The 25,707-nt window shown below is 36.1% G+C and carries 23 protein-coding genes; 7 read left to right on the top strand and 16 right to left on the bottom strand.

What is annotated here, in order from left to right:
- Window positions 1-163: 163 nt before the first annotated feature.
- The gene (locus JCM15579_RS00995; protein WP_054714444.1) at window positions 164-514 is read left to right on the top strand and encodes a DUF5684 domain-containing protein; all 351 of its coding nucleotides are present in this window, start codon (window positions 164-166) and stop codon (window positions 512-514) included.
- 219 nt (window positions 515-733) lie between these two features.
- Here JCM15579_RS00995 and ccsA read toward each other — a convergent pair whose 3' ends face one another.
- The 6 genes from ccsA to JCM15579_RS00970 form a co-directional block, all read right to left on the bottom strand.
- Window positions 734-1,018 (bottom strand): cytochrome c biogenesis protein CcsA, encoded by a 285-nt coding sequence (ccsA, locus tag JCM15579_RS22175; RefSeq protein WP_218186024.1) that lies wholly within the window; start codon window positions 1,016-1,018, stop codon window positions 734-736.
- The gene (locus tag JCM15579_RS20510; protein WP_218186009.1) at window positions 997-1,518 is read right to left on the bottom strand and encodes a hypothetical protein; all 522 of its coding nucleotides are present in this window, start codon (window positions 1,516-1,518) and stop codon (window positions 997-999) included. The genes ccsA and JCM15579_RS20510 overlap by 22 nt, the downstream gene beginning before the upstream one ends.
- Window positions 1,519-1,560: 42 nt before the next feature.
- Entirely contained in the window at window positions 1,561-2,802 is a 1,242-nt protein-coding gene (locus JCM15579_RS00985; protein ID WP_054714441.1) for a cytochrome c biogenesis ResB family protein, read from the bottom strand.
- 110 nt (window positions 2,803-2,912) lie between these two features.
- Window positions 2,913-4,430 (bottom strand): ammonia-forming cytochrome c nitrite reductase, encoded by a 1,518-nt coding sequence (nrfA, locus tag JCM15579_RS00980; RefSeq protein ID WP_054714438.1) that lies wholly within the window; start codon window positions 4,428-4,430, stop codon window positions 2,913-2,915.
- Between the two features lie 18 nt (window positions 4,431-4,448).
- Window positions 4,449-5,048, bottom strand: coding sequence for a cytochrome c nitrite reductase small subunit (gene nrfH, locus JCM15579_RS00975; RefSeq protein ID WP_054714435.1), 600 nt, complete (start codon window positions 5,046-5,048; stop codon window positions 4,449-4,451).
- Between the two features lie 30 nt (window positions 5,049-5,078).
- Entirely contained in the window at window positions 5,079-6,338 is a 1,260-nt protein-coding gene (locus JCM15579_RS00970) for an alginate export family protein (RefSeq protein ID WP_054714433.1), read from the bottom strand.
- Between the two features lie 491 nt (window positions 6,339-6,829).
- Here JCM15579_RS00970 and JCM15579_RS00965 point away from each other — a divergent pair, with 491 nt between their 5' ends.
- Complete coding sequence (locus JCM15579_RS00965; protein WP_054714430.1) at window positions 6,830-9,895, top strand: cytochrome c biogenesis protein; 3,066 nt, start codon at window positions 6,830-6,832, stop codon at window positions 9,893-9,895.
- Window positions 9,896-9,962: 67 nt separating this feature from the next.
- Here JCM15579_RS00965 and JCM15579_RS20505 read toward each other — a convergent pair whose 3' ends face one another.
- The 8 genes from JCM15579_RS20505 to JCM15579_RS00920 form a co-directional block, all read right to left on the bottom strand.
- Complete coding sequence (locus tag JCM15579_RS20505; RefSeq protein ID WP_218186008.1) at window positions 9,963-10,796, bottom strand: FKBP-type peptidyl-prolyl cis-trans isomerase; 834 nt, start codon at window positions 10,794-10,796, stop codon at window positions 9,963-9,965.
- Between the two features lie 166 nt (window positions 10,797-10,962).
- Complete coding sequence (locus JCM15579_RS00955; protein WP_054714427.1) at window positions 10,963-11,784, bottom strand: DUF4412 domain-containing protein; 822 nt, start codon at window positions 11,782-11,784, stop codon at window positions 10,963-10,965.
- 727 nt (window positions 11,785-12,511) lie between these two features.
- Complete coding sequence (locus JCM15579_RS00945) at window positions 12,512-13,072, bottom strand: hypothetical protein (RefSeq protein ID WP_157471252.1); 561 nt, start codon at window positions 13,070-13,072, stop codon at window positions 12,512-12,514.
- Between the two features lie 53 nt (window positions 13,073-13,125).
- Window positions 13,126-13,674 carry a hypothetical protein gene (locus tag JCM15579_RS00940; RefSeq protein WP_054714417.1) on the bottom strand — a complete coding sequence of 183 codons (549 nt, stop codon included), beginning with the start codon at window positions 13,672-13,674 and terminating at the stop codon, window positions 13,126-13,128.
- A gap of 8 nt (window positions 13,675-13,682) precedes the next feature.
- A complete protein-coding gene (locus tag JCM15579_RS21135; protein ID WP_054714414.1) occupies window positions 13,683-13,985 on the bottom strand; it encodes a hypothetical protein in 303 nt (100 codons plus the stop codon).
- Between the two features lie 6 nt (window positions 13,986-13,991).
- Window positions 13,992-14,531 carry a hypothetical protein gene (locus JCM15579_RS00930; protein WP_054714411.1) on the bottom strand — a complete coding sequence of 180 codons (540 nt, stop codon included), beginning with the start codon at window positions 14,529-14,531 and terminating at the stop codon, window positions 13,992-13,994.
- Window positions 14,532-14,541: 10 nt separating this feature from the next.
- Window positions 14,542-15,141, bottom strand: a complete 600-nt coding sequence (locus JCM15579_RS00925; RefSeq protein WP_054714408.1) for an RDD family protein — start codon at window positions 15,139-15,141, stop codon at window positions 14,542-14,544.
- A 15-nt stretch (window positions 15,142-15,156) separates the two neighbouring features.
- Complete coding sequence (locus tag JCM15579_RS00920) at window positions 15,157-15,612, bottom strand: hypothetical protein (protein WP_054714406.1); 456 nt, start codon at window positions 15,610-15,612, stop codon at window positions 15,157-15,159.
- A 913-nt stretch (window positions 15,613-16,525) separates the two neighbouring features.
- Between JCM15579_RS00920 and JCM15579_RS00915 the strand changes: the two genes are divergently transcribed.
- Complete coding sequence (locus JCM15579_RS00915) at window positions 16,526-17,269, top strand: DUF6261 family protein (protein WP_054714401.1); 744 nt, start codon at window positions 16,526-16,528, stop codon at window positions 17,267-17,269.
- Between the two features lie 58 nt (window positions 17,270-17,327).
- On the opposite strand, the gene JCM15579_RS00910 is transcribed toward JCM15579_RS00915, so the two are convergent.
- Both JCM15579_RS00910 and JCM15579_RS00905 read right to left on the bottom strand, forming a co-directional pair.
- Window positions 17,328-18,185 (bottom strand): ChaN family lipoprotein, encoded by an 858-nt coding sequence (locus JCM15579_RS00910; RefSeq protein WP_054714398.1) that lies wholly within the window; start codon window positions 18,183-18,185, stop codon window positions 17,328-17,330.
- A gap of 364 nt (window positions 18,186-18,549) precedes the next feature.
- The gene (locus tag JCM15579_RS00905; RefSeq protein WP_306305802.1) at window positions 18,550-19,863 is read right to left on the bottom strand and encodes a sodium:solute symporter; all 1,314 of its coding nucleotides are present in this window, start codon (window positions 19,861-19,863) and stop codon (window positions 18,550-18,552) included.
- A gap of 236 nt (window positions 19,864-20,099) precedes the next feature.
- Here JCM15579_RS00905 and recR point away from each other — a divergent pair, with 236 nt between their 5' ends.
- The 4 genes from recR (at window position 20,100) to JCM15579_RS00885 (ending at window position 25,692) form a co-directional block, all read left to right on the top strand.
- Window positions 20,100-20,720 carry a recombination mediator RecR gene (recR, locus tag JCM15579_RS00900; protein ID WP_054714395.1) on the top strand — a complete coding sequence of 207 codons (621 nt, stop codon included), beginning with the start codon at window positions 20,100-20,102 and terminating at the stop codon, window positions 20,718-20,720.
- 295 nt (window positions 20,721-21,015) lie between these two features.
- Window positions 21,016-22,332, top strand: coding sequence for a dihydrolipoamide acetyltransferase family protein (locus JCM15579_RS00895; protein WP_054714393.1), 1,317 nt, complete (start codon window positions 21,016-21,018; stop codon window positions 22,330-22,332).
- A gap of 292 nt (window positions 22,333-22,624) precedes the next feature.
- Window positions 22,625-23,017 (top strand): outer membrane protein assembly factor BamD, encoded by a 393-nt coding sequence (locus JCM15579_RS00890; RefSeq protein ID WP_054714390.1) that lies wholly within the window; start codon window positions 22,625-22,627, stop codon window positions 23,015-23,017.
- A 77-nt stretch (window positions 23,018-23,094) separates the two neighbouring features.
- Entirely contained in the window at window positions 23,095-25,692 is a 2,598-nt protein-coding gene (locus JCM15579_RS00885) for a TolB-like translocation protein (RefSeq protein WP_054714387.1), read from the top strand.
- Window positions 25,693-25,707 lie beyond the last annotated feature (15 nt).

Raw genomic sequence — 25,707 nt, 5'->3', positions numbered from 1 at the left:
ATCAATAAATTCAATGCTTACAAAGCGAAAAGCATATACAAAATAAGAAAGCATAATAATTTAATTTGTTACATTCGTGCCTGCTTAATAAATGGAGTCCAGAAACCATAAACGGGGCGAATCCGAAAAGCCAAACGAGTAGGAGAATTATTGAATTAAATTTATGACAATAGGATTACTTTTTTATTTGGGATTTATTGTATTAATGATTGTTTCGGCATGGAAGATTAATACAAAAGCTAACCAACCAGGTTGGGCGTGTTTAGTTCCTTTCTACAATATTATTGTATTACTTAAAATAGTTGGTAAACCATGGTGGTGGTTACTACTAATTATTTTCTTATTCCCTATTTCTTTTATCTGGACGATTTGGATGACAAATCTTTTAGCAAAAAGTTTTGGAAAAGATACTGGTTTTACCTTGGGATTAATTTTCTTGCCTTTTATTTTCTATCCAATTCTAGGATTAGGAGATGCAACTTACCAGGGACCTGCAGGTCTTAAGCAAGAATAAGCAAGCTATTTATAATACAAAACGCCAATTCGTATGAACTGGCGTTTTTTTATACAATATTTAGTTTGACTTTCATACTCATCTTCATGGCACCCTCCCACTAGTACTTATGGCAGTCTCACATTAGTACTTATGGCGACCTGCCATTAGTACCTATGGTGATGTCCCACTAGTAGCTATGGTGGTCTCCCACCAACCAATGGTAGCTAATAATTAACTTTAAGGCTGCATACTATAGGTGTGTACGCTAAACTGAGCTGATGGCAAGTAGTTCACTCCGAACCAACACACCAAAAGAATTACAAATGCTAGTGCTAAAATCCACAAAGCCGAAACATACTTACTTGGTTTCTGATATCTACGATGAATGTATACCAAGTATCCCATCCAGGTGATGAATGCCCATGTTTCTTTCGGGTCCCAGGTCCAATAATGTCCCCAAGCCTCTTTGGCCCATAAAGCACCAAAAAGTAGTCCAAAGGTTAAGAAGCAAAGCCAAGATATACCAAATTATCTGCCACAAGCATATATTTTACATCGAACCGTTCTCTTTTTACTTGATACAAACCATAAATGGCTACAAGCGAAGAGGCTGCCAAAAATGCATAGGAAATGATGTACACAACTACATGCGGAACAAACCATGGGCTTTGTAAGGCTGGCATTAAAGTTTTCGAAAAATTCTCGGGATGCATGTAATTGATAAACAAAAACAAGAGCGACATAAACAAGCAATAGTAAAGCATCCAAAGGTATCTCCAACGATAGTAGGTGATCAATCCAATAATTGATATAAACAATGAATACCACAATCTTGTTTCCCCAAGAGTTCTTAGAGGAGGGCGTTCAAGACTATTCCATAAAAATCCAATATAAACAGCCATGCTAAGAATACCCATTAGCACCAATAAATTCCTGATAAAATCTTTTTTAGGAATTAATGCCGATAAAATCCAACTTGCAGAACTCACTCCAGCTGCCATTAAAAAATAGTTCCAAATCATCTTATTCAGTTTACAGTTATCAGTAAACAGTTATCAGTAATATTACTGCTCCCTGCTAATCGTTACTTTATTTCCTCTCCAAAACATGTATATAGACCCAATCATCATCATGAAAATGCCTATATATACATAAACTTGCCAAGGATCTTTTACTACTTCTACTACACTTAGATTAGAGTATTTCCCCATTTTTTCATCGTAACTCAGCTGGTATATTTTCCATCCGTTTACGCTTTGTGGTTTGTTTACTTCTAGAAACTGCTCTTCCTTTTGTCCATCAGGAGTGAAAATGGTGACTTTTGAAGAGAATTTTTTAGGTTCTGGTACTGTCATCAATAACGAGTACTTATCGTCAAGTTTTAGTGACTCGTGAGGACGGTTAAAACTTCCACAAGAAATCCAGCCAGAAAGTGTATCTGATGAATTTACAGCTACACTTACTTTAGCCGCCGGAGCTGCTCCAAAATCATACATCTGATGATACTTCTCACCTACCCTTCCTGATGACGCAAGAAAATCATCAATTTTAATATTCCAATCATGAAGCGCACACTCCAACTCATCTTCAATCATAATCATTGAAGGTTTTGTTGCTTCATAAAGTTTCCCGGATTCATTTTCAACCACTGCCAGCTTCGGATTAAACTCTTCAATCAAGAAATCGTTCAATTTAATGGCAAGCGGCAATTCGTAATAGTTCCCATTATTATCGTAAGCCTTCCATTCTGTTTTATTTGTATACAAATCCATTTTTAATCGCATTAAATCGCCTGAGCCTAATCCAGCCGCAAAAATGGTTATCCACAAACCCAAATGGCTGCATACAAAGCCCCAGTTCTTTAATCGAAAAGGAAAACTCTTACGTACAATTACCAAAGCCAAAACAACCAGTAAATAAAGGTTGATAAACAGAAATGGCCAAGAGGTGGTAAGCTGATTTAAACTCAACTTTGTAATCAGGTTTTCTTCCTGCATTGAAACCTGAGGAGTAATACCCATAATAATAACCAACAGGGTTAAAACAGCAATTGCACCAACTGATGCAGGAACTCCCGATAAAAAATAATACAGATTTGATTTGCGAATCAATCGATAAAACACCAACAGAAAAGTTAAAAAAACTGCTCCCAAAATCAAGTTCATTGGATACCTGATTGATGTTCCAGAATTGGATTGAATGGTAAATTCCAACAGAAATCCAATTAACAGTAATCCAAGGGCAATTAAAAAACTTTCTGCATATCCCCAGGGGGTTTGCCATAATGGTTTAGTGGGTTTCCTCATATCTCAAATTTTAAACAAGATTCCTTAAGATCGTAACAATTTTTGAATCTTATAAAAATGCCGTCCAAAAATGGACGGCACTTGAACCTGATATTTGAACGGTATCTAATTTACATTTTTACTTGATAGGTAGCTTCGCGTTCTTTAGCTTTCTTATCCCATTGAGGAAGAATATTCTTCTTGAATTCTTCCTTTTCTTTCTTCAATTTATCAATTGGAAGTCCTATAAATTCCTGAGCTTTAGCTTTAGTAGCGATATCTGGATAAGGAACTTCACCTTCAAATCCATATTTATGGAAAATTCTTACCAAAGCAATACGAGCTTCTTGTGCACGCTCTACTCCAGTTGTAATAACACGACCTATTTCAGTTGGAGCGTGGAATGATCCTCCGTGAGAAGCAGCTGCATAATCCCAACGCCATTGTGCGTGACGGATCATCTTCAGTACTGGCTTCATTTCTTCTTCAGTAGCACCAAGATCCCAAGCTTTTTTAGCTTCAACATGAGCACGTACTAACAATTCTTCTAATTTATCACGGTTTTCGATGATCTGATCTTGACGAGTATATACATTCTTAATCAAATTATCAGTCTCCTGACGGTGACAAACCTGACACGAGTTAGCTACGTTGTTCAAAGGAGATTGAATATGATGATCGGTAAATTTCTGTCCACCTTCCGATTTGTAAGGCATATGACAATCGGCACAAGAAACACCACGATCAGCATGAATACCCTTTAGGTATACTTCGTAACCTGGATGCTGAGCCTTCAACATTGGAGCCTTACTTAGCGCATGAGTCCAATCTTTAAAGTCAATTTCATCGTAATACTCTTCCATAGCCTCAACGTCCATACCCTTATCCCATGGGAAAGTTAAGTAAGGAACACCTTCTGCACCGGTACGTTTTTTATTGAAATAGTACTCCACATGACACTGAGCACATACCAATGAACGCATTTCCTGATGAGATGCTTTATTGATATCTTTTCCTTGACGCTCGAAAGCCTCAATTAAAGCAGGACGGGAAATACGCAAATTCATTGTTTCAGCATCATGACAATCAGCACAACCAATAGGATTAACTACTTCATGCCCCTTGCCTGCCCATTTTCCTTTATAAAATTCAGCAACTCCAATCTCATTCATCAAACGAGGAACATCTGGAGATTTACATGTCCAACAAGTATTAGGCATAGGACCATCATTTTCATTCTTTGGTCCACCAGTACGTAATGTGTTACGAATATCTTCTACAGCGTAGTAGTGTCCGCGACCTTGGTTGTAGTCCTTTGAAAATCCATAACCAGCCCAAAGTACAACCAATCGAGGGTCAACTTCAAGCATATCAATCATTGCATTACCATTATACTTGCTGCGGAAAATAGTATCAGCAGTTTTGTAGTACGATTGGAATTCTCTCGGGAAGTTTTCGCCCCACACTTCATTTCTTGGTTCCCACTGACCGTGCTCCACTTGAGGAGTATAGGCATAAACAGATTCTGCCCTTCTTTCCATGATAGATGAAGCTAACAATCCAAGTAGGAATACAACAACCAAAGTAACCAGGAAGATCAACCATCCCAACATTGGTTTTTTGCCTACAGATTCGTGTATTGGTTTCATAGTATATTAGTTTAAGTTTTATTCGTTTTCTAATTCTGTTTCTTTCATATATTCTTTTAGCCAGTCTGGCACTGGACTTTCTGGAAGTGGCACTCTGGCATGTGGTACACTAGATAAGCTATTCACTCTTCCATGTGGTACCTCCCGGTGACATTCCCAGCAAACTCTATCCTGAGTATTGTGGGCATGATTTGGCACTTGAGCTGCCAGTTTCGGATCAGTCAGTTGCTGACTGTGACAACGAATGCAGTTGTTATGAACTACTTTCTTCCCCTCATCGAGTATAAAAATTACCTCTGGTTCCATTCTCAATGCAAACATACTTGCATGACGCAATCCGTCCTTGGCTTTAAAATAGTACTTATTAAAGACATTATTGTGTGGAACATGGCAATCGTTACACGTGGCAACTTCCCGGTGTGAGCTATGGTTCCATGTAGCATATTGTGGAGCCATAACATGACAGTTTACGCAAGTCTCGGGAGCATCGGACAGATAAGATGCTGCTTTAGAAAGATAAAGCACATAGCACCCTAAGCCAAAGAATATCCCCAGCGTTACATAAACCGGAAGTTTCCATTTTGGAGGTGGTGTTAAAAATTTAAATAATCTTACCATTAGCAAAAGTTTAGATGTATTGAGTTTGCCTTATTTTTTCAAGAAATTTGGTTTAAATACAAGCATTACCCAAGCCCAGTTTTGAGTTTCATCTTTGTCACCACCTTTTAATGCTTCCATCGAATCCGTTGCAAACATGTGTGAGTAACCAGCTTTAATCAAAACACTCTTTGAGTAATTATATCCTACAGATAAATCAACCTCTGTTCCTAAATATTTATCTTGTTTTTCCGTACCTGAATAAAGATCTGCAGCTGTTGAGAACAAATGAATTGCACTTGCAAATGACCACTGCCCCTTTGAATGATTTAATCCACCATAAATATCAGTTAAACCAACATCCCCTACGTGATTACCAACATAGAAGTAATCCATATGACCATTAAACTTATGATTTGTACCAAAAAGTGGAGTAAATGAGTTGTTATCTTCCAATTCTGTATCATCAGTTCCTGATAACATTTCGATACCTACATTCCCTTTCCAGTTATCAGCAACAGGGAATTTCATACCTAAATTGAACATGTATGCGCTTAAATCATTATCTCCAGCATCCTTACCTGTTTGAGCATATAACGAACCTGTAAAAGAAATTTTACCAGGACGATAATTCATATGAGTACCAAAAGTTTGACTATATCTTGTATCTCTATCAATGTCTCCTGAAGGATCAGCATCTCTTTCCAGTCCAACATTCATAAACAGTAAACTAAAATCAAATTGTTCCGATTTTCTGTTGTACCATGCAAACTGCATACTCTTGTAATTGGTTGTATACAATTGTCTTGTAAGAAATTCTGCATCATTGTTTACTGCAAAACCAACATGAAATTTACCATTTTCATCGGTTTTAAACTTAAGCAATGCCAAGTCATGACTTCTGGCTTGTTGAGCCCAACCTACATTACCCAAAATTCGTGAGTCATCATATACCAATTCCTGACGACCAACCTTTAATGAGAAGTTTTCATTAAAAATAATTTCTCCCCATGCTTCATGAAGCATTAATTGATTCTTATCTGACATGTTTAATTGAGCAACATCTCCCCATGTACGGATATCCTGAACCGACAATCCAACACGGAATGTTTCTTCTGCATAACCCAGGTTTAAACGTGTACGCTGCGATGTTGCAAAAGCAGCATCATCAGACGAGTTAAAAAGAGACTTTAAACCATGACGATACTCTGTACGTGGTCTGATTTCTCCGGTAAAAGTAAGCTGAGCCATAACTAATGATGGCACCAGTCCTAGAAAAAGGACTAGCAATAGGCGAAATAGTTTTTTCATAGTTTGGTTAGATTTTAAATTAAAAATCTCTAATTCAATTCAGTAATTATATAATATGTTACAATACTAATTGAATTATTAAATCATTTCAAGATTAATGGATTATTTAAATTTATTATATTTAAATTTTAATACCTTTTTATCCTTTTTTACTCTTGACTTTCAGATGATTTTGATACAACACAACAAAACACCTTTATATCTTAATTTATTTTTAATCTTAATAAGAATACAAACTGAATTCCTAATTTTAAATACAAAAAAGATCACTGTAACCTAAAATTCGTTCCCATTCTCTTCAATTATCACCTAACAAGCAATAAGTTACACTTTTATATTGACATAAAAACATAGATTTTTCATCATATCGACCGATATGCGTCGATTTTTAATTTATAAAGAAAAGCGTATCTTGAAATCCAATTTATATACACTAACATTCTAAACTAACCAGTAGTACTTGCGTACTTTTTAAAACTATATTGAATCAGATGAAGAAACTTTTGAATTTTCTATTCTCTATGCAGATGATGGGCGTACTCATTATCCTGTTTGCATTTTCAATTGGAACAGCAACATTCATAGAAAATGATTTTGGAACTCCGGCAGCTCGAGCAATGGTTTATGATGCTCGCTGGTTCGAGATTTTACTTTTATTACTTACGCTTAACTTGATAGCCAATATTTTTAGATATAAGTTATACAAGCGCGAGAAATGGTCTATTTTCATTTTCCATGCTTCTTTCATTGTAATAATTGTAGGTTCTGCATTTACTCGCTATGTAGGATACGAAGGAAACATGCACATTCGTGAAGGACACACCACCAACCAAATTACCACGATGAATTCATACATTGATATGAAATTGGAAAAGAATGGTAAAACATCTGAGGTAAGTGAAAAGTTCACTCTTTCCGCCGTTAAATCGGATGACTTTAAAGAGAGAATTTCGGTTGATGGCAGTAAAGTTGACATCAAATTAAAAACATTTATTCCCAATGCTCAAACTACATTAGTTCAAGACATAAGCGGTGAACCTGTAATGGAAATGGTAGCAGTGGGTAGTTCCGGAATGAGTGGAATGCAAAACTTTACTTTGGAGTACAACTCACAAAAAATGGTTGATAGCAACTTATTGGCTTTTGGAAGCAATCCTCATCCTAATGCGATTGTCTTTGATTACACAGATAGTTTAAGAATGATGAGCCCGATGCCAATGCAGGAGTTAAGCATGGTGGGTGGTGATGCCACTCCAATGGCTGCTAAACAATGGCACGTTGTTTCGCCACGCAAATTATACAACATTGGCGGTACAAAACTTGTAATTAAAAACTTCTATCCTGCTGCCAAATTTAAGTACGTTCAAGGTCAGGACAAGAATGCCCCTACTCTATTGGTATTCGATGTTAAAAATGGAGATCATCAGAAGGAGCTAATAGTAAAAGGCAAAAAAGATTATTTGGGCAAAGCAGAATTAACTTCGGTTGGCGATGTGAATATTTCCATAGCCTATGGTTCTAAAATATTGGAACTACCATTTTCCTTGAAGCTTAACGATTTTCAACTGGAAAGATATCCTGGTTCTAACAGCCCTTCTTCTTTTGCTAGTGAAGTAACACTTATTGACGAAACAAAAGACATTAAAAAAGACTACCGAATTTATATGAATAACATACTAAATTACGAAGGCTACAGGTTCTTCCAGGCTTCTTATGATACCGATGAGCTCGGAACCATACTTTCTGTGAATCATGACCGATGGGGAATGACAATTACTTACTTTGGTTATTTCCTTTTAATGATAGGAATGGCCTGGTCCTTGATTAATCCACATAGTAGATTCAAAATTTTGGGTCGCCAATCGAGAAAGATGAAGCTTATTGCCATTTTAGCTTTTGTTTTAGTTGGAAATAGCTTTAGTGCAAATGCTCAAGACTTAAAAGTTGTACCCATAGAGCAAGCAAAAAGCTTTGGAGAAGTTATTATTCAGGATAATGGTGGAAGATTTGAACCTGTAAACACCCTTGCCAGTGAAGTGGTTCGAAAAGTAACAAAAAAAGGAAAGTTTAAAGGTTATCCTGCCGAACAAATCTTCCTAAGTATGATTGTTAATCCACAAGAATGGCAAACTGTTAACATGATTAAAGTTGGCAATTCGGATTTGGCTAAAGAACTTGGTATCGAAGGTAAATACGGCGCTTTTAAAGATTTCGTAAATGAAATGGGCCAGTACAAACTAAGTAATAAGGTTCAGGATGCTTACTCGAAAAAACCTGCTCATCGTTCTTCTTACGACAAAGAGATTATGGCAGTTGACGAACGCATAAACATTACCTATATGGTGTTTACTGGTGAGTTCTTGAAAATCTTTCCTAATCCCAACGATAAAATGGGTTCATGGTATAACCCAACATCAAAGGTAAATGCAGCTACCGATGACTCCTTGTTCATTAAAAAGTCGGTTGTATTGTTGAGCCAGGCTTTAAACTCTGGAAATACAAAAGCCGCAGATACTTATATTGATGGCATCAAAAAGTTTCAAAAGAAATTTGGAAGTGAAGTAATGCCATCGGAATCGAAACAAAAAGTGGAAATCCTGTACAACAACCTTAATATTTTTAAGCGTTTGTTCCCTTACTATTTAATAATTGGGTTCTTCTTGATTATTTTTCTGGTAACGCATATCCTACGCCCTAATTTTCCAATAAAATGGGTAGTAGGAATAGCTATGGTAATTTTAGGAGTTGGATTTGTTCTGCACACATCTGGATTAGCGGCTCGTTGGTACGTTGCCGGACGTGCACCTTGGAGTAATGGTTTTGAAACCATGACCTTTATTGCCTGGGGATGTTTGCTGGCCGGATTTATATTTGCGAAAAAATCGAAATTGGCTTTGGCCGCAACTGCAGTATTGGCTGGTTTGTTCTTATTTGTAGCGCACCTAAGCTGGATGAATCCTGAAGTAACCAACCTGGTTCCTGTATTGAAATCATACTGGTTGACCATTCATGTTGCCGTTATTACTTCGAGTTATGCATTTTTGGCCTTGGGTGCAATATTGGGAATGATCAACCTAACGCTGTATATTCTTCAGAATAAGAAAAACAAAGATGTTATTGCAGAAAATGTTGTTGATTTGAGTCGCATTAGCGAAATGACCATGACCATTGGTTTGTATTTCCTTACCGTTGGTACTTTCCTTGGCGGAGTTTGGGCCAACGAATCATGGGGACGCTACTGGGGATGGGATCCAAAAGAAACCTGGGCACTGGTTAGTATACTAGTTTATAGCTTTGTATTGCACATGCGTTTCATTCCTGGATTAAAATCAATTTATACTTTCAATTTGGTATCGATATGGTCCTACTCATCAATCTTGATGACTTACTTTGGGGTAAACTATTACCTTGCCGGACTTCATTCCTACGCAAAAGGTGATCCTGTTCCAATACCAGTTTGGGTATATTACTCAGTGGCAATTCTATTTGCTCTTAGTTTAATAGCATACTTTAATTACAAAAAATACAATCACGAGCCTGAAACCGAAGAGGCCTAAAAAACAAAAGAGGCTGTCTCCTAAAAGGGACAGCCTCTTTCTTTATATTCTCTTAAAGCACTTAAGCTTAATTTATTTTTAATAGTTCAATTTCGAAAACCAAAACCGAACCGCCAGGCATGCCACTGTAATTGTAACTGCCATATCCCAAGTGTGCTGGAATAATCAACTTACCCTTTCCACCTTCTTTAAATAACGGAATTCCTTCTTTCCAGCCTTTAATTACTTGGCCTAAATAAATATCAACACCTACCGAACTACTTTCATCGAATTTTGTTCCATTTAAAAAGCTGCCTTTGTACACAACTTTCACATTCGATTCTTCAGTTGGTTGCGCTCCGGTTCCAACCACGTCCATGGTGTAGTATAAGCCCGATTCTGTTTTTGTAGCATCCAAGCCTTTATTTTCGATGTAAGCCTGAATGTCAGTATCGTTTTTCTCAGCAATCATCTCAGGTGAGTACACCTCAACTTCGAAAATAAGAACCGATCCTGCCAATATGTTACCATGATCCTTACTGCCATAACCCAAATGTGCAGGAATCAATAAAGTAGCTTTACATCCTTCGTTAAGGTACGACAAGCCTTCAGCAAATCCTCTAATTACATTTTGCAGATTGAACGAAGCCAAATTATCGCCAGTTGTATCAAACACTTCTCCGTTTGTAGTGTAACCCTTGTAAGTTAGCGTTACATCCGAAATCATGCTGATGTTTTTACCTGCACCCTCATCCTCAATTACGTAATACAATCCCGATTCAGATCGCGTTGCATTCAAATTGTTTTCAATTAGATAAGCGGCAATCTCCGCATCGTTTTCTTCTCTGTAGTCTTTCTCTCCATCGCTCGAACATGAGCTTACCACAAATGCCAATATCAAGGCAAGTAAATTGTACTTCATTTTAGTTGATTTTGTGTTAGAGCGACAAATATAATGAAATACAGCACTTACAAAATAAAAAAGCTCTTTTGAGCGATAAATACCAATAACTAATAAGGTTTAATTAAAAATGGTATAAAATGCCTCCAAGAGCTAATCAATTGCAAAATTTCTTCCCTTTTGATCCCTACTCTTCCATATTCTGAAAAATATGCTCTAAACTCACCTCTCTGCAATCCGAAGGTGGCGCAAAGGTTGAGGCAGGAAGATTTTTCTCCGACAATTCCACTACCTCTTCAACAACGGTATATTCATCCTGAAAATAAACTGTTTTTAATGGAATCCCTTTCTTGTGCAAGTTCCAATACTCATCGGTATCCTCGTATTCCGACGAAGCCATTCCCATACGCATACTTTCGGCCAAATCCCTAAAAATCTCCGGATTCCAATCCTTGCTCGAAATCATATTTTCTGCCAGCCAAACCTCTTCCATCTTCTTTCCATCCGATTTTATAATGTATTTTTTGGCCGATCTTTTGGCAATCGTCATCACTTCTCCAGTTGACACAATATCTACCACCGGAGGCTTTGCTTTTGTACCTTGCATCTTATTAAGCATCGGATTATCCTTCCCCATTTGCTCCATCATGGCTCGTTGCTCGGGCGTAAGGTTTTTCATTGCCTCCTCCATTTGCGCAGAATACTGATCCATTGCCTTGCCAAAAAACTCTTTCATCTTGTTTTTGAAATCGTCCAGGTTTCCTTTCCAGTAGGTATTCTCTTGCACATTCACAAAGGTAAGATCGCGAGTATTTCCATTTAAAATGAAGATGTGCCCCTCATCAAGCATTTTAAATACATTATTCTGCAAATACATCTCGTTCCAACTACTCTCATACTCACCCGTAGTTTTCGACTTAATAATCCATCCTGCCGATAATGGCAGATAACAAACCATCACAAACAATGCGGTAAACAACAAGGCTACCAGCAGATTTTTACGTTTCATTTTCTTCGTTTTTCAAGCTTTAAAGTTTTTAGTGTTGTATACGCTTCATCCGAAGTTCAATGCTTCGATAAAGCCAAAGAGAGGTTGTGTTTTGGGAATATACCAACACACTATTTTCATAGTAAAAATGGCATGAGAATAAAATTAAGGAATATGTAGATGCAAGTCAAGTAAAGGAGGATGGGCTTTGGGGATGCAGCTAACTTGTAGGCAAAAAAAAGACCTGTCAGGTTTTGAAAACCAGACAGGTCGATAAATATTTTCTTTATTGGAAGAGTTTAAAACCAATTATCTTATTTAAAGAATACTCTAAAAAGCAATTCTCCCGAAAAATCAGAAACACATGGCATTAAAAACAAAAGGATAATTGAGCCAATTAAAATATACCAATTCCTCCATTTAAAATTTTTAAGGTTAAAAATGCCTACAAAAATAAATATTGTCAATAACAGTATTGTATGAATTAAATAATAATCCTCTAATTCATCTGGTAATAGTGGATTAATTCTAGCCCATTCATACAGAAATAAAAACCTTTGAATTTCATTATAGATTAGTAGCAACAACCAAATTAATATTACAACTTCAGAAATGAATGATAGCTTTTTAAGTGTATTCTTATATTCCATTAGTTTTAAATTAAAATCTCAAAAACCACACGAAAGGATTCGTGAGGTAGCGAGGGCATACAAGCTCTAATTAATAGACAAGCTTAATAAAATCACTCCTATAATTTTCCCATTAATATATAGATAGAAACACTCACGTGATTATTTCTTAATGCAATTTGGTATATGTAATCATCTATGATCCAAAATTGCTTTATACTTTCAAGTTTATCTTCAATCGCATTATTATAAAACTCATCCAAATTTTCAACCTCTACAGTTTCCGGACCATCAAGAGAATACAAATCAATATTGATATTGGTCTCAACAGGTAAAGTTTTAAAATGAGCATTGGCAATTCTTCTCATTCGCTCGATTGCCTCTTCTCTGCTCTCTGTTCCTTGATATCCTGCCCATATTGATATTATTGGCCAACTCTCATTTACAGTATAGCATTTCATTTCGTAAACGCCTTGTTCAGTCTGAAAACCATAATAAGGTAATTTGTCATATTCCTGTACATAGAAATGTTTGTAATGATTCTCAAAATCTGATCTTGATTGCCAAATAAAATCATCCAACTCAAATAAATCGATTTCTTCGTAAATACGATTAGATTCATCGTTTGAACAGGAGTAAAACACAACGACTATTAATAATATTAGGTGATAGAGTTTCATTACACTAAAAAGAATTATTGGTTTGTGAAAGTTTTAATTTTATTACAGTATTCTTACTTATAAAATCTTTGCCTAGTATTTAAACTACCAGGTTCTTTGTAAACAAATTTGATAAAGCAACAATATTGTTCTAATGGATATTTTTTTGCCAACAATTCTTTTATTTTGCTTTCCGATTGTTCAAAATCTTCATAATCTTCACGGTATTTGAAATACAAAATTCCTGCAACATACCCTCTATCCTCACCCTGAATATTGTCGTATATTTTAAAATCTGCTTTCTTTATTAAATCGTTGAGTTGGGTTGTGAAAAATACATTTGCCTCCTCAGATTTTTGATCATTTAATGATTCTATTACATATGGAGTCTTCTCTGTTTCGTGCATTGAACCGAGAAAAGAAAATGGCAAAGACATTAAAAACGAGAAACCAATGGCAATAAAAACTGCTATGGCAAATTTTGGCCAATCCATTTTTGTTTTTTCAGGGTACTCAACATATTCGATTCTCGTTCCTGCTATAAAATCACCTAACCTACGTTTAGGATTAGCCAAAACAAAAACTGCCTCTAATGGCCAAAATACAATTGGTATGTTTCGCACAAAACATTTTAATGGGTTAGCTGCCTTTCCCGTTTTGATATCAATAACCTGTAGTTTAAGAATCCGCTTTGCAGCACTTCTTCCGTTAAAAATATCTTTATTAAAATAGGCCGAAAAGCTACAAAAAACATAAAAGAAGCCGATCCCATAAATATATCGGTTGGTTCATGATCAATGGTAAATACATCAAACATTGCTATAAAAATACCAGGTACGGCTATTAGCATACACACAAAAGTCATTATAAAATGATCTACTAACATTGAGGCTAATCTTAATCCTGCATTTACTCTTTCTGGTTGATTATTCATGAATTATTATTCTTTTACTAAATCGTCAAAATCATTTCTTGTATAAACACCTGGCCCAGCATGAGAACCTACTTCCATTTCAATACTTACCTTATTAATAGAATCCAATTCTGTCAAAGTAAATATTGTCTCTCCCAGAAAACAATAAGCCCCTGTTGTCCCCATCTGTTCAGATAAATACAAACCATTAATAATACCAATACAAATAGTATCACCTTGTATACCTTTATATTCCAAGCTACATTCCAGTTCTCTTCCATTAAGAATATCTATTAATGCTTCTGGTGTTTTTTCAATTGAATCCAATTGTTTGCCCCTTATTAAATATTCTCCCATATCATCATTATAATCCGCTATCCAATAGGCAATATTTACATCAACAGAATCAACACTAAACTCACACTTCTTTAATTCATAATTCCATTTACCTCCCTTATCTAAACAAGAATCAATAGCCACAAATTCTTTGAACCAATTCGTGGCATAAAAGGCAATAATGGCAAAACCAATTATTGTTAGGGATGTTATTAAAACTTTATTTCTCATACTAATAATTTTACTCTTCAACTTGCTTCACTACCATTGTACTCGACAAACGATCATGAAATCCATTTTTAGTGAACAAGTATGAGATTCTATCGAAGGGAATGAAGCGACAAAAAGTACGTGCAATGATATCTGGTAATTCAGGAACACTGCCATTCTTCATTACAACCTTTGTTTTCATCAATATCTTGCCAATAGTGACTTGGTATTTGTATTCTAAAATAACGTAGTAGAAAAAGGAAAAAACAAACAATAAAAAAGGTAAAGTGGCCTCTGCTATCATTGGATTTACTTCATCTATAAATAGAGTAGTAATAATACCTACAACAAATATATAAATCAAAAAAATGGTAATAATATCAACAAAAAAATGCACAAAGCGAACCCACGATTTTACCTTTGATGCTTCGAGCTTTTCGCCTTCTACCTTCTTTTCCAAAATTTCTTCTTTTGTTGTCTCAAGCTCATCCTTATCAACATTTCGTTTTGCCAACTCTTTTTCGGCAGCCACTACAGCCGCAGGTTGGTAATCTAACCTTTGTATTGTAGTAATCTTTATTAATCCTTCGTTGCTTCGTTCCGACATTACGTCGGTAAAATCTGGTGTCATATTCTAAATTACACTTTAGTTAATTCTAATAGATTTATATCGATCTTTCATTTGTACAATAAATTCGTCGTAGCTATCTGCTTTAATAATTCTCCGAAGCGAAAAATGGTACTTCTTACTTCCGACATACATTCTCATTACTTTCGAATTCCTTAATGAAATTATTACTGTATAAATGCCTAAAACGAAAGGAAACAATGGAACTAATAGTCGCTCCAAATAAATAACATGAGTGTTTTCATCACCATAAAGATTCAGTATTTTAAGCGAATCATAAGCAACAAAAGCCAATAACATCACTCCTATAAACAATACCCAAGCCCAATTATTAAGATCTTTACCCTTTTCAATGGTAATCGAATCAACATCATCTAAGTCTATAGTTTTATAATTATATCTATTACGCAATAAATGAATTGATTTTTCGGACAAACCAAATTTTTCTCCTTCGAATAAGTATTGTTCTTCCATCTATAAATATTCCTCTTGTTTGAAATTTATTATTTGTATGATCTACTTGCATACACTTTCACAACACCCAAACCTACAAAATTATAATCACTTAATTGGTTATTTTTTTGCTCTTCATCCAAATATTTTGATTCAAAACATTTATTTGGCTCCTATTATTAACATCTAAATAAAATAATCAGCAATACGAGCAACAAATATGGCATTGAATGTATTGCAATGAAGATATTGCCAACGCATTTGGCATTGCAAGTCCTGCAATGGTCATAATGGTACAAAAACGAGCGTAGAAAGTGAAGAAATTGCCGTTTTTGTACAAATACAGGCGTTTCTTCTTTTGCAATGCTTCTATTTGCACAAATAGAAGCATTGAAAGTAAATAAATGGCTATTTTTGCGCAAATACGGTCGTTTATCGAATTGAAATTCTTGTTTTTGTCATCAATATGGGCTTTTCAGGTCTTGCAATGGCCATATTTGTACAAATATGCCTTTTTCATGTGTTTCAATGGCTGTATTTGTAGCAAAACACCCCTTTCATCATTTTCAAAGTCTATTTTTCAATAAATAAATACTTCGAAGTATTTTATCTGCAGATTTTCAGTAATACAATTCAAAAAATCACGCATACAGCATAATCAGTGACTTTGCAAAGGGTTAAGCTTTTATTTAACCTTACAAATAATATCAAGCCAATCAATTTAATGAATATTTTTCATACAAAGGCCTGTCAAGTTTGCCAAATTACATTTTAATACAAATCATAAATTATTTAATAACTTTTTGTTATTGTTCAATTTTTATTTTATACCTTAGCTTTCGACTCAAAAAAAATGATATGTAACTTAAATTTATGGAAACAAGCATACTAACCCGATGCGATGTTTGTTTCTCTAAGACTAAAAACAAAAGAAATGGCAGAAAGTGTTTTTTATTATTGCGACAGCAAAGAGATTAACACCATTGCAAGTGTCGCAACCTCGGAATTGGAAAAAGGAGATTGGTCTGCAGACCTTATCCTTAGTATGATTCTGAATGAGTTGAAACAGGAAAATGAATTATTAAGTCAGTCTATTGCCCATGTGCATGGCGATATTCTTGCTGAAAATGTGCGTAAGGAAGACAAAATTGCTGATGATGATTTTAAGTGTTTAAAGCAATTTGTTAAAGCCAACATGTACATGCCCGATGAAGAAATTGCCAAATGTGCCGAGGATGTTTACGAGTTAATTAAATCGCACAACCTGCAATTGAACAAGCTTAACTACGAAATGCAAATTTCTATGAGTAAAGCTTTGCTGCAAAATCTGAACAACGAAACATTTAAACCGAAAGTAGACAAACTGCTGAGTGTATCCGATAGAGTTGTAAAGTTTGAGGCATCGACCAATGCTCTTACCGATGCATTCAAAAAACTAAGCGAAAATAACGCCAACAAAGTTGATTACATCGCTCCATCGATTCAGAAAAATAAGGTTCGCGAAATTATAAACGAAAAACTTATTCCTCACCTGGAAGGTGCAGCTGCAGCACTTCCTGAAAAGTATGCTGCCAGCTTTAAAATCATTTGTGAACGTATTGAAGAAACAAATAGTAAGGTGCGTGCCCGCAAAACACGCAACCAAAAAGATACTGAAGAAACTACAATAGCCCTGTAGTGTTTAAATAACAATTAACACACATGAGCAAACCTTCGGGTTTGCTCTTTTTTTTGTTCTAGTAAGTTTTAGTCATATCCTCGCGCACAACAATGCAGTAGGTATTTTTCCCTTTTAATTCAGGATTCATTTTGCGGATCTCTTCGGCTGTCGCGGTATAAATGCTTACAATTTTTAAATCGGGATTGGCTTGTTTCAAATACCAGATAATGCCCTCGTAATTGTTCGAATGATAAGCGCCATTGTAATGGATAAACTGCTGTCCTTTGCTCCAGTTCTCCAATATAAAATGTGCCATGGTAGCATCTTTTATGGCTTGGGCCTTGGGAAAATTATCCAGCATGTCGGCGCTCATGTGCATGCCCATTTTTTTCATGGCTTTATAGCCTGGCAATTCGGCATCGTATTTTACTGGCAGCGGTGCAATCCAGCTTTTTTCCTGATCGTTTAGTTGCTCCAGAGCTTCAAAACCACCTCTAAATACCATGGATGCATATGGGCGCGGAATGTTAGTGGCTACAAAATGCAAATTGTTGTTTTTGGCAAAATCGAGCAATGGCTTGTAATCGGTTTGGTAATTCTTCCACAGGCGAGTGGTATCCATAAAGCTCTCCTCATTCATCTCGCCTTTTACATACTTGCTCACGAATTCCTGGTTATCGGCCTCGAACATCTCGGCTCCCAATACCAGGTTTTCTCCTTTTCGTTGATGCAGATCTTTTGTAAGCTGCAATTCCAACCAATGCGAAATGGGATTGTTGTGCAACTCTCCAAACAGCACGATATCCGCATCAGCAATTTGTTTTATCATTTTCTGATATCGAATGGGTTTGCCATTCTCTTTAAACAGTCGGTAGGTCGGATTCCCATTGCTAAAGGCCATTAAAATAAAAGCCAAAAAGATAAGCTTTTTCATGTGTGTGATTTTAGAGTTGCTATCTAAGATATTGAAAAAACTTTAATTGCTGCATGCGTTACAAAGCCTTATATCAATAAAGACAGGGCAATGCCTTGTCTCTGCAAATATCCTATATGGGTAGAGACAGCATTGATGCTGTCTTTACTATACCACGCAATTAACATTAAAACACCTTTGTGTTACTTCGTGATATCCTTCGTTTTCCTTTGTGGCAAAATTATTTTCTCTATACGATAACAAAACACCCCTCTCCCTGTCGGGATCTCCCCTGAAAGGGAGAAATTTAACTTGATAGTTCCAAAGAATTAATTTTCGAAGTGATGTTCTTTTCTCCTTTATGAAAAAGAAAGATAAAATGAGCTTATTTATTTTTCACACTAATCAACCATAAACCTATAAATGTCAATGCGCCATTAATCATCAGCAATTCAAATCCAATGGTAATTCCAAACCAATCTACCGAATTGTCTTTAAGGATATAGCAAATGACAGGAGAAAGAATGGCGATTATCGGAACCAACTTGTCTTTTACTTGCAGTTTGGTAAACAAACCGAAGGCATAAAGTCCCAAAAGCGGACCGTAAGTATAACCAGCTACAGTAAAAATGGCAGCAATTACCGAATCGTCGTTTATTGCCCTGAATATCATGATTACCAATAGCAACAATGCAGAAAACAGGACATGAGATTGGCGGCGAAGTTTTCTTGTTTTTACCTCATCGCTCTCATCTGCATCTAAAATATCAACTGTGAATGATGTGGTAAGTGATGTTAGAGCCGAGTCGGCACTTGAGTAGGCTGCTGCCATTAATCCAACCAAAAAGAAAAGGCTAACCACCGGGCCGAGATGTTGGGTTGCCAACAAGGGAAACAAATCATCGCCTCGTTCGGGAATTGCAATTCCTTCGTGATGGGCAAAAACCAATAGCAAGGCACCCAAAATAAGAAACAGCAAATTGGCAGGAATAAAGGCAAATCCATACCAGTACATGTTCTTTTGGGCTTCTCCCAGATTTTTACAACTTAAATTCTTCTGCATCATATCCTGATCCAAGCCTGTCATTACAATGGTGATAAACGCTCCAGTAAAAAACTGCTTGAAGAAATTTTGTTTGCTATGCCAATCATCAAATACAAATACTTGCGAATATTCGCTTTCGCTGATCATGTTGGTTAATCCCGAAATGTTTAGGTTCAGTTTATCCATGATCAGGAAAATACTCACTCCAACCGCAAGCAGCATAAACAAGGTTTGCAAGGTATCGGTCCACACAATGGTTTTAATTCCGCCTTTAAAAGTATACAACCAAATCAACAGAATGGTAATTACCACGGTAACTGCAAAAGGAACGCCCCAGGCATCAAATACCGTTATCTGCAAAACATTGGCCATTAGAAACAAGCGGAAGGATGCACCAATGGTTCTTGATAGCAAGAAAAAAGAGGCTCCTGTTTTATAGGAGGCCCTACCAAATCGGCCATCCAGATAAGTGTAGATTGAAGTCAGATTTAATTTGTAATACAGTGGCAACAGAATATTGGCCACCACAATGTATCCCAACATGTACCCCAACACCATTTGCATGTAGGTAAAGTCGATGGATTTCACCCAACCTGGTACCGATATAAAAGTAACTCCCGATAAGGATGCTCCAACCATACCAAAGGCCACCACATACCACGCGATTGTTTGTTTCCAACAAAAAAGCCTTTGTTATCAGCCTTGCGACCAGTAAAATAGGATATCAATAAAAGAAGGGCAAAATACCCAACAACAACAGATAGTATGGTAATTGGTGTCACAGTCGATTTTTTTTAGAATAAAAACCAAAAATAATCAAAGCTATCAGGTTTCTGAAACCTGACAGGTTTTTTATTACTTTTGAGCTAAACTTAAGAATTGAAGACAAAATGAGCTATACCAATTTCCCATCGAAACTATTGGAAAATGCAGTTGCCGAATTTTCTAAACTTCCTGGTATTGGAAGAAAAACTGCATTGCGTCTGGTTTTGCATTTGCTAAATCAGCCCAAAGAAGACGTGCATCGTTTTGGCTCTTCAATTACTCAACTTCGAGATGAAATCAAGCACTGTAAATCTTGCTACAACATTTCTGATACCGATGTATGTGATATCTGTTCGAACCCAAAGCGCGATCATGAAACCATTTGTGTGGTTGAAAGTATTCGTGATGTAATGTCGATAGAACGCACTCAGCAATACAATGGAATTTATCATGTTTTGGGTGGAATCATCTCTCCTATGGATGGAATCGGTCCCAGCGATTTGCAAATTGATCCTTTAATTGCAAAAGCCGATGAAGGTAAAATGAACGAGGTAATTCTTGCCTTAAGCACAACCATGGAAGGCGATACTACCAACTTTTACCTGTACAAAAAACTAAATAAGTTTGATGTAAAAATTACAACCATTGCGCGTGGTGTATCCATTGGCGATGAACTGGAATATACCGATGAAATTACCCTGGGAAGATCGATTCTACACCGTACTCCTTTCGATCAAAATTTGTAAACGGTTAGCAGTTAAAAAGTTCGGGTGAATGTGCAATGCTCACAAACATCTGCCCCACTTTGTACTTTATACTTTATACTTTATACTTTGAGCTTGTAACTTGAACCTTTAGCTTCTATCTATCTCCTTATCGATAAATTGTATCTTCGGATACGTTTGTCTTTTTCTTCAATTTTATTAAATTCGCATAGTATTTAGACTAAATAAACACAATCAATTAAACACTATGCCCGATTTCTATTTAAATATTCATCGGGATTGCCTAACTTAATGGGTATCAAAAAAACAATCACACATGGCTAAAATTGAAATATTGATTCCAGCAATGGGGGAAGGAATCACAGAAGCAACCATTACACAGTTACTTAAAAAAGAAGGCGAGCATGTAGAAGAAGAAGAGTCGATTCTTGAAATCGCTACCGACAAAGTTGACTCGGAAATTCCAGCTCCTCAATCAGGGAAGATTGTAAAATTTTTATTCACAGAAGGTGATGTTGCCCAAGTAGGCGACGTAGTTGCTATTTTAGTTCCTGATGGCGAAGAATTAAGTACTGAAGAACTTACAAGCTCTGAACCTGCAAAGGTGGAAGAAGAAATAGTTTTTGACTTACCAAAAGAAGAAACTGCTATTGAAGCTGAACCAAAACTAGCAAGTAAGACTGAAAATGGTTCGTTTATCTCTCCTTTGGTTCGCAAAATTGCACAAGAAGAAAACATCAGCTTACAAGAACTAAATCAAATTGAAGGTTCGGGTGAAAGCAACCGTATTACCAAAAAAGACATTCTTCAATTCATCGAAAATAAAAAATTACAACCTGTAGCTACAGAACCAGTAGTTGCTCCGGTTAGTGCTAAACCTGCACCAGCGCCAGCTCCGGTTTCTCACCAATCTTACAATGGAGATAATGTTGAAATCATTGAGATGGACAGAATGCGTAAACTTATTGCACAGTACATGGTTCAATCGAAACAGGTTTCGCCTCACGTAACCTCATTCATTGATGTTGATGTAACAGGTCTGGTGCAATGGAGAAATAAAGTAAAGAACGAATTCCTGCAAAAAGAAGGTCAGAAACTAACCTTCACTCCTATTTTTGTGGAAGCCGTAACAAAAGCATTGAAAGATTATCCAATGGTTAATGTTTCTGTTGATGGTGACAAGATTATCCGTAAAAAATTCATTAACATCGGAATGGCAACAGCTTTGCCTAGTGGAAATCTAATTGTTCCAGTCATAAAATCGGCCGATGAAAAAAATCTTGTGGGAATTACCAGGCAGGTAAATGATTTGGCTGATCGTGCCAGAGCAAACAAACTACAACCAGATGAAATTCAAGGAAGCACTTTCACCATTACAAACCTGGGAGCATTTGGCAGTACTACTGGAACTCCAATCATCAATCAGCCCGAAGTGGCAATTCTAGCTGTTGGTGCTATTAAAAAGAAGCCAGCAGTTATTGAAACCCCTCAGGGTGACACCATTGGAATCAGAAGCATAATGGTTCTTTCCTTGTCTTACGATCATAGAGTTGTGGATGGAGCTCTTGGTGGAATGTTTCTTAAAAGAGTTGCAGAATACCTAGAGAATTTCGACACAAACAGAGGTATATAATTGCATTTTTAATTAAAAATTGAGCCGTTGAATCTTATTCTTCGGCTTTTTTTGTGTTTTATAAATAGATATGCCTAAATAATGTTACATTTTTATTTATTTTGTCTATTCATTGCAGAATTATATAATTACATTTATCAAGAGGTAAATAAACCTGATAGAAAGGAAGTTTTTATTAACAATTCCATCTTTTTTATCAGATTCTCTGGCGTTATTAACTTATAAAAGTTATATTTAGTTATTGTTAATTAGATTAAAACATATAAAACCCACTACAGGCCCTAAGCTAAAAATGAAATTGTCTTCTTCTGCAAAGACGATTTTATTGGTCATTTTCTCTATTTACATAGGGATTTGTAGTCCATACTCTCTTAATGCCAGCCCCAAACAGCAAAAAGTTAAAGATCGTAGAAAATATCAAATAGCTGAAAAATTACTGGCAAATGGAAACTATTCCAAGGCTGCCAGCATTTATAAAGAGTTGTTAGATCAAGCTTCGCGCAATGCCGATTTGAATTTTAAACTTGGATTATGCTATTTAAATATTGTTCCTGAAAAGTCCAAATCGGTTGAGTTACTGGAAAAATCTATTCAATACACCAGTTCAAAAAACAATGTTCCCATTGACGTGTACTTTAATCTGCTAAGGCCTATCACGCCAATTATCAATTCAGGGAAGCATTAAAAGTTTATAAAGACTTACAGCAAATTATTTCACCTCAAAACACAGAGTTTCGTAACGAAATACAACGCGAAGTTAAGATGTGTGAAAATGGTTTGGAGCTGGTAAAAAATCCAGTGGATATCTCCATCATCAATCTCGGCAATAAAATTAACACCGAATATGATGAACACAGTCCTGGTGTTACTGCAGATGAAAGCACCATGATTTTTACTTCGCGAAGAAATGGCACTGGCAGTAAACTTGATATTGATGGTCAGTATTTTGAAGATATTTACATCTCGCATAAGGTAAATGAAACGTGGACTGAGCCGATTGGAATTCCAAAACTTAACACAATTGACCATGATGCTTCGATTTCTATTTCGGCTGATGGTCAGGAACTTTATATTTATAAAGCAGGATATCTGAGTCGAAAAGAATCGGAAGGTGGAGACATCTATGTGAGTAAATTACAAGGGAATGAATGGTCTGAAGCAAAAAAACTAGGACCTAATATCAATTCCAAAAGCAAGGAAAGTCACATTTCTGTTTCGGCGGACGGACGAACCATGTTTTTTTCAAGTGATAGACCTGGAGGATATGGTGGAATGGACATTTACACAGTAACCAAACTTCCTAATGGCAAATGGGGAAAAGCAAAAAACTTGGGTCCGGCTATCAATACGGAATACAACGATGACGCTCCATTTATTCATCCTGATGGGAAAACTTTGTATTTCAGTTCAGCAGGCCACACATCCATGGGAGGTCTGGATATCTTTAAAAGTATCAACATCAAAGGACGTTGGACTACACCTGTAAATGTTGGATATCCAATCAATTCAACTGATGATGACATTTACTACACTCCTACTCCGGATGGAAAAAGAGCCTACTTTGCATCATACCGAACTGGTAGTTTGGGGAGAACAGACATCTTCCTGATTAAGACACCTAATGCAGATCAGGCTGGTCTTTTTGTATTGAAAGGAAAAATAGTAAACACCAATGGCAAACCTGTTGGAGGTGCTAAATTAACTGTTAGTAAAAATGGAAAAACCATTGGTATTTACTCTCCAAATACTGCTACTGGAAAATTTTTGTTCATTATTGATGCTGGTAAAAAGTACGATATTGAAATTGTGGCTGAAGGATACAGAACTTTAAGAACCGTTCTGAATATTCCACCTGAATATGCCAACAAGGAAAACCATAGTGTTATTACCCTTTTACCATTAACTCTGCGCACCAAGGACGAAGCTGATTATCCACAAACCATTGAGTTAATCAATTTTGAAGAAAGTAAAATCAACCAGATCGGAGTTTTGGAAAATAGCAAAGATTCTATGCCTGATGATAAACAATTTGCTACTCCTGCAGTAAAACAAGATAGTATCATCAGCTCTCAAAAATCAAAAGATATCAATACAATTGATCAAACTCATGATACAGGAACGCTAAAGGAAAGTAATACGATTAGAAAAGATATTCCTGTTTCCAAAACCAAAACGGATTCAAATATTTCGGTAACACCTACAGTTTTGCCAAATGTAAGTGCTCCTACAAAAGTTATAGTACCTGATAAAGTAACAGAGCTGGCAAAAGTTGATGAAGCAATTCAAAAAGAAATTAAGGATAAACCAATTATTCAGAAAGAAAAACCTTTACAAAAAGAATCTACGATAGATTCTAAGAAATCAGATATCAAGGCAATTGACTCTGGTGCTCTTGCATTTACTTTGGATTTAGGAAACTTCAACTCTCCGCATCCTGAACTATTCGAGGAGTTGGATGGAGTGATTGAAACCAAAGGTCCCGATAATAAATATCATTACACCTATGGTAAATTTAAGGATTATAAAGAGGCCAGTAAAGCACAAAAAGTAATTGCGGAAAAAGGATTCAAATCACCTACAATTAAAATTTTAACCAACGATAAATTGGCTAAAGAGGAAAAGGGAGGTGAAATTTATTACACCATTCAGATTATGGCACTTAAGATTCCTATAGAAGCAGAGTTTTTCGATAATCTGGATAATGTAAAAGTGTATATTGGTGAAGATGGTTTAACACGATTCACTTACCGCAAATTCAAATCATACGATAAAGCGGTTAAGGTTATGAATCGACTCATTAGAATGGGTTATTGGGATGCCTTTATTAGAACCGTTATTAACGATGAATTACTATACTCTGGCCTTCAATACACAGGTTCCTCCACATATACCATTCAAGTAATGGCACTTCGTTATCCAAAGCCTTTAAGCTATTTTAAAGATTTAGGAGATGTAAGTGTATTTGTTGATAAAACCGGATTGTATCGATACACTTATGGCTCTTACAATTCAAAACGAGATGCAATTCTTGATTTGGGCACAGTTTTAAAGAATGGCTACTGGGATGCTTTTGTAAGAAAATCATTGCGAGGCGAACGCTTACCGGCTAACAATTCATTAGAAACTGAAAACTATTATACCATCCAGGTAATGGCCTTAAAAAATGCTCGCCCTTTAAATTATTTCGATAATTTAGGAACAGACAACATGCAATTGTTTTATGGTAAAGATGGTCTGTCCAGATATACTTTTCAAAAATTCTCGTCGCAAGCAAAAGCAAAAAGTCGTCTTTCTTCTGTAGTTAAAAAAGGATATCTTGATACCTTTACCAGAGAGATTAAATGGTATAACAAGCATTAATCTACAACTTGTTAA

This window comes from Marinifilum fragile JCM 15579, from assembly GCF_001310955.1.
In the GTDB taxonomy this organism is placed as follows: Bacteria; Bacteroidota; Bacteroidia; order Bacteroidales; family Marinifilaceae; genus Marinifilum; species Marinifilum fragile.
The sequence above is the reverse complement of the archived record's forward strand: the minus strand, read 5'-3'. Positions and strand labels throughout refer to the sequence as shown.

Excerpts from the sequence above, each read along its gene's own strand:
- JCM15579_RS00995 (WP_054714444.1), top strand. The coding sequence starts at position 164 with ATGACAATAGGATTACTTTTTTATTTGGGATTTATTGTATTAATGATT.
- JCM15579_RS20510 (WP_218186009.1), bottom strand. The coding sequence starts at position 1,518 with ATGATTTGGAACTATTTTTTAATGGCAGCTGGAGTGAGTTCTGCAAGT.
- JCM15579_RS00985 (WP_054714441.1), bottom strand. The coding sequence starts at position 2,802 with ATGAGGAAACCCACTAAACCATTATGGCAAACCCCCTGGGGATATGCA.
- nrfA (WP_054714438.1), bottom strand. The coding sequence starts at position 4,430 with ATGAAACCAATACACGAATCTGTAGGCAAAAAACCAATGTTGGGATGG.
- nrfH (WP_054714435.1), bottom strand. The coding sequence starts at position 5,048 with ATGGTAAGATTATTTAAATTTTTAACACCACCTCCAAAATGGAAACTT.
- JCM15579_RS00970 (WP_054714433.1), bottom strand. The coding sequence starts at position 6,338 with ATGAAAAAACTATTTCGCCTATTGCTAGTCCTTTTTCTAGGACTGGTG.
- JCM15579_RS00965 (WP_054714430.1), top strand. The coding sequence starts at position 6,830 with ATGAAGAAACTTTTGAATTTTCTATTCTCTATGCAGATGATGGGCGTA.
- JCM15579_RS20505 (WP_218186008.1), bottom strand. The coding sequence starts at position 10,796 with ATGAAGTACAATTTACTTGCCTTGATATTGGCATTTGTGGTAAGCTCA.
- JCM15579_RS00955 (WP_054714427.1), bottom strand. The coding sequence starts at position 11,784 with ATGAAACGTAAAAATCTGCTGGTAGCCTTGTTGTTTACCGCATTGTTT.
- JCM15579_RS00945 (WP_157471252.1), bottom strand. The coding sequence starts at position 13,072 with ATGAAACTCTATCACCTAATATTATTAATAGTCGTTGTGTTTTACTCC.
- JCM15579_RS21135 (WP_054714414.1), bottom strand. The coding sequence starts at position 13,985 with ATGAATAATCAACCAGAAAGAGTAAATGCAGGATTAAGATTAGCCTCA.
- JCM15579_RS00930 (WP_054714411.1), bottom strand. The coding sequence starts at position 14,531 with ATGAGAAATAAAGTTTTAATAACATCCCTAACAATAATTGGTTTTGCC.
- JCM15579_RS00925 (WP_054714408.1), bottom strand. The coding sequence starts at position 15,141 with ATGACACCAGATTTTACCGACGTAATGTCGGAACGAAGCAACGAAGGA.
- JCM15579_RS00920 (WP_054714406.1), bottom strand. The coding sequence starts at position 15,612 with ATGGAAGAACAATACTTATTCGAAGGAGAAAAATTTGGTTTGTCCGAA.
- JCM15579_RS00915 (WP_054714401.1), top strand. The coding sequence starts at position 16,526 with ATGGCAGAAAGTGTTTTTTATTATTGCGACAGCAAAGAGATTAACACC.
- JCM15579_RS00910 (WP_054714398.1), bottom strand. The coding sequence starts at position 18,185 with ATGAAAAAGCTTATCTTTTTGGCTTTTATTTTAATGGCCTTTAGCAAT.
- recR (WP_054714395.1), top strand. The coding sequence starts at position 20,100 with ATGAGCTATACCAATTTCCCATCGAAACTATTGGAAAATGCAGTTGCC.
- JCM15579_RS00895 (WP_054714393.1), top strand. The coding sequence starts at position 21,016 with ATGGCTAAAATTGAAATATTGATTCCAGCAATGGGGGAAGGAATCACA.
- JCM15579_RS00890 (WP_054714390.1), top strand. The coding sequence starts at position 22,625 with ATGAAATTGTCTTCTTCTGCAAAGACGATTTTATTGGTCATTTTCTCT.
- JCM15579_RS00885 (WP_054714387.1), top strand. The coding sequence starts at position 23,095 with ATGTGTGAAAATGGTTTGGAGCTGGTAAAAAATCCAGTGGATATCTCC.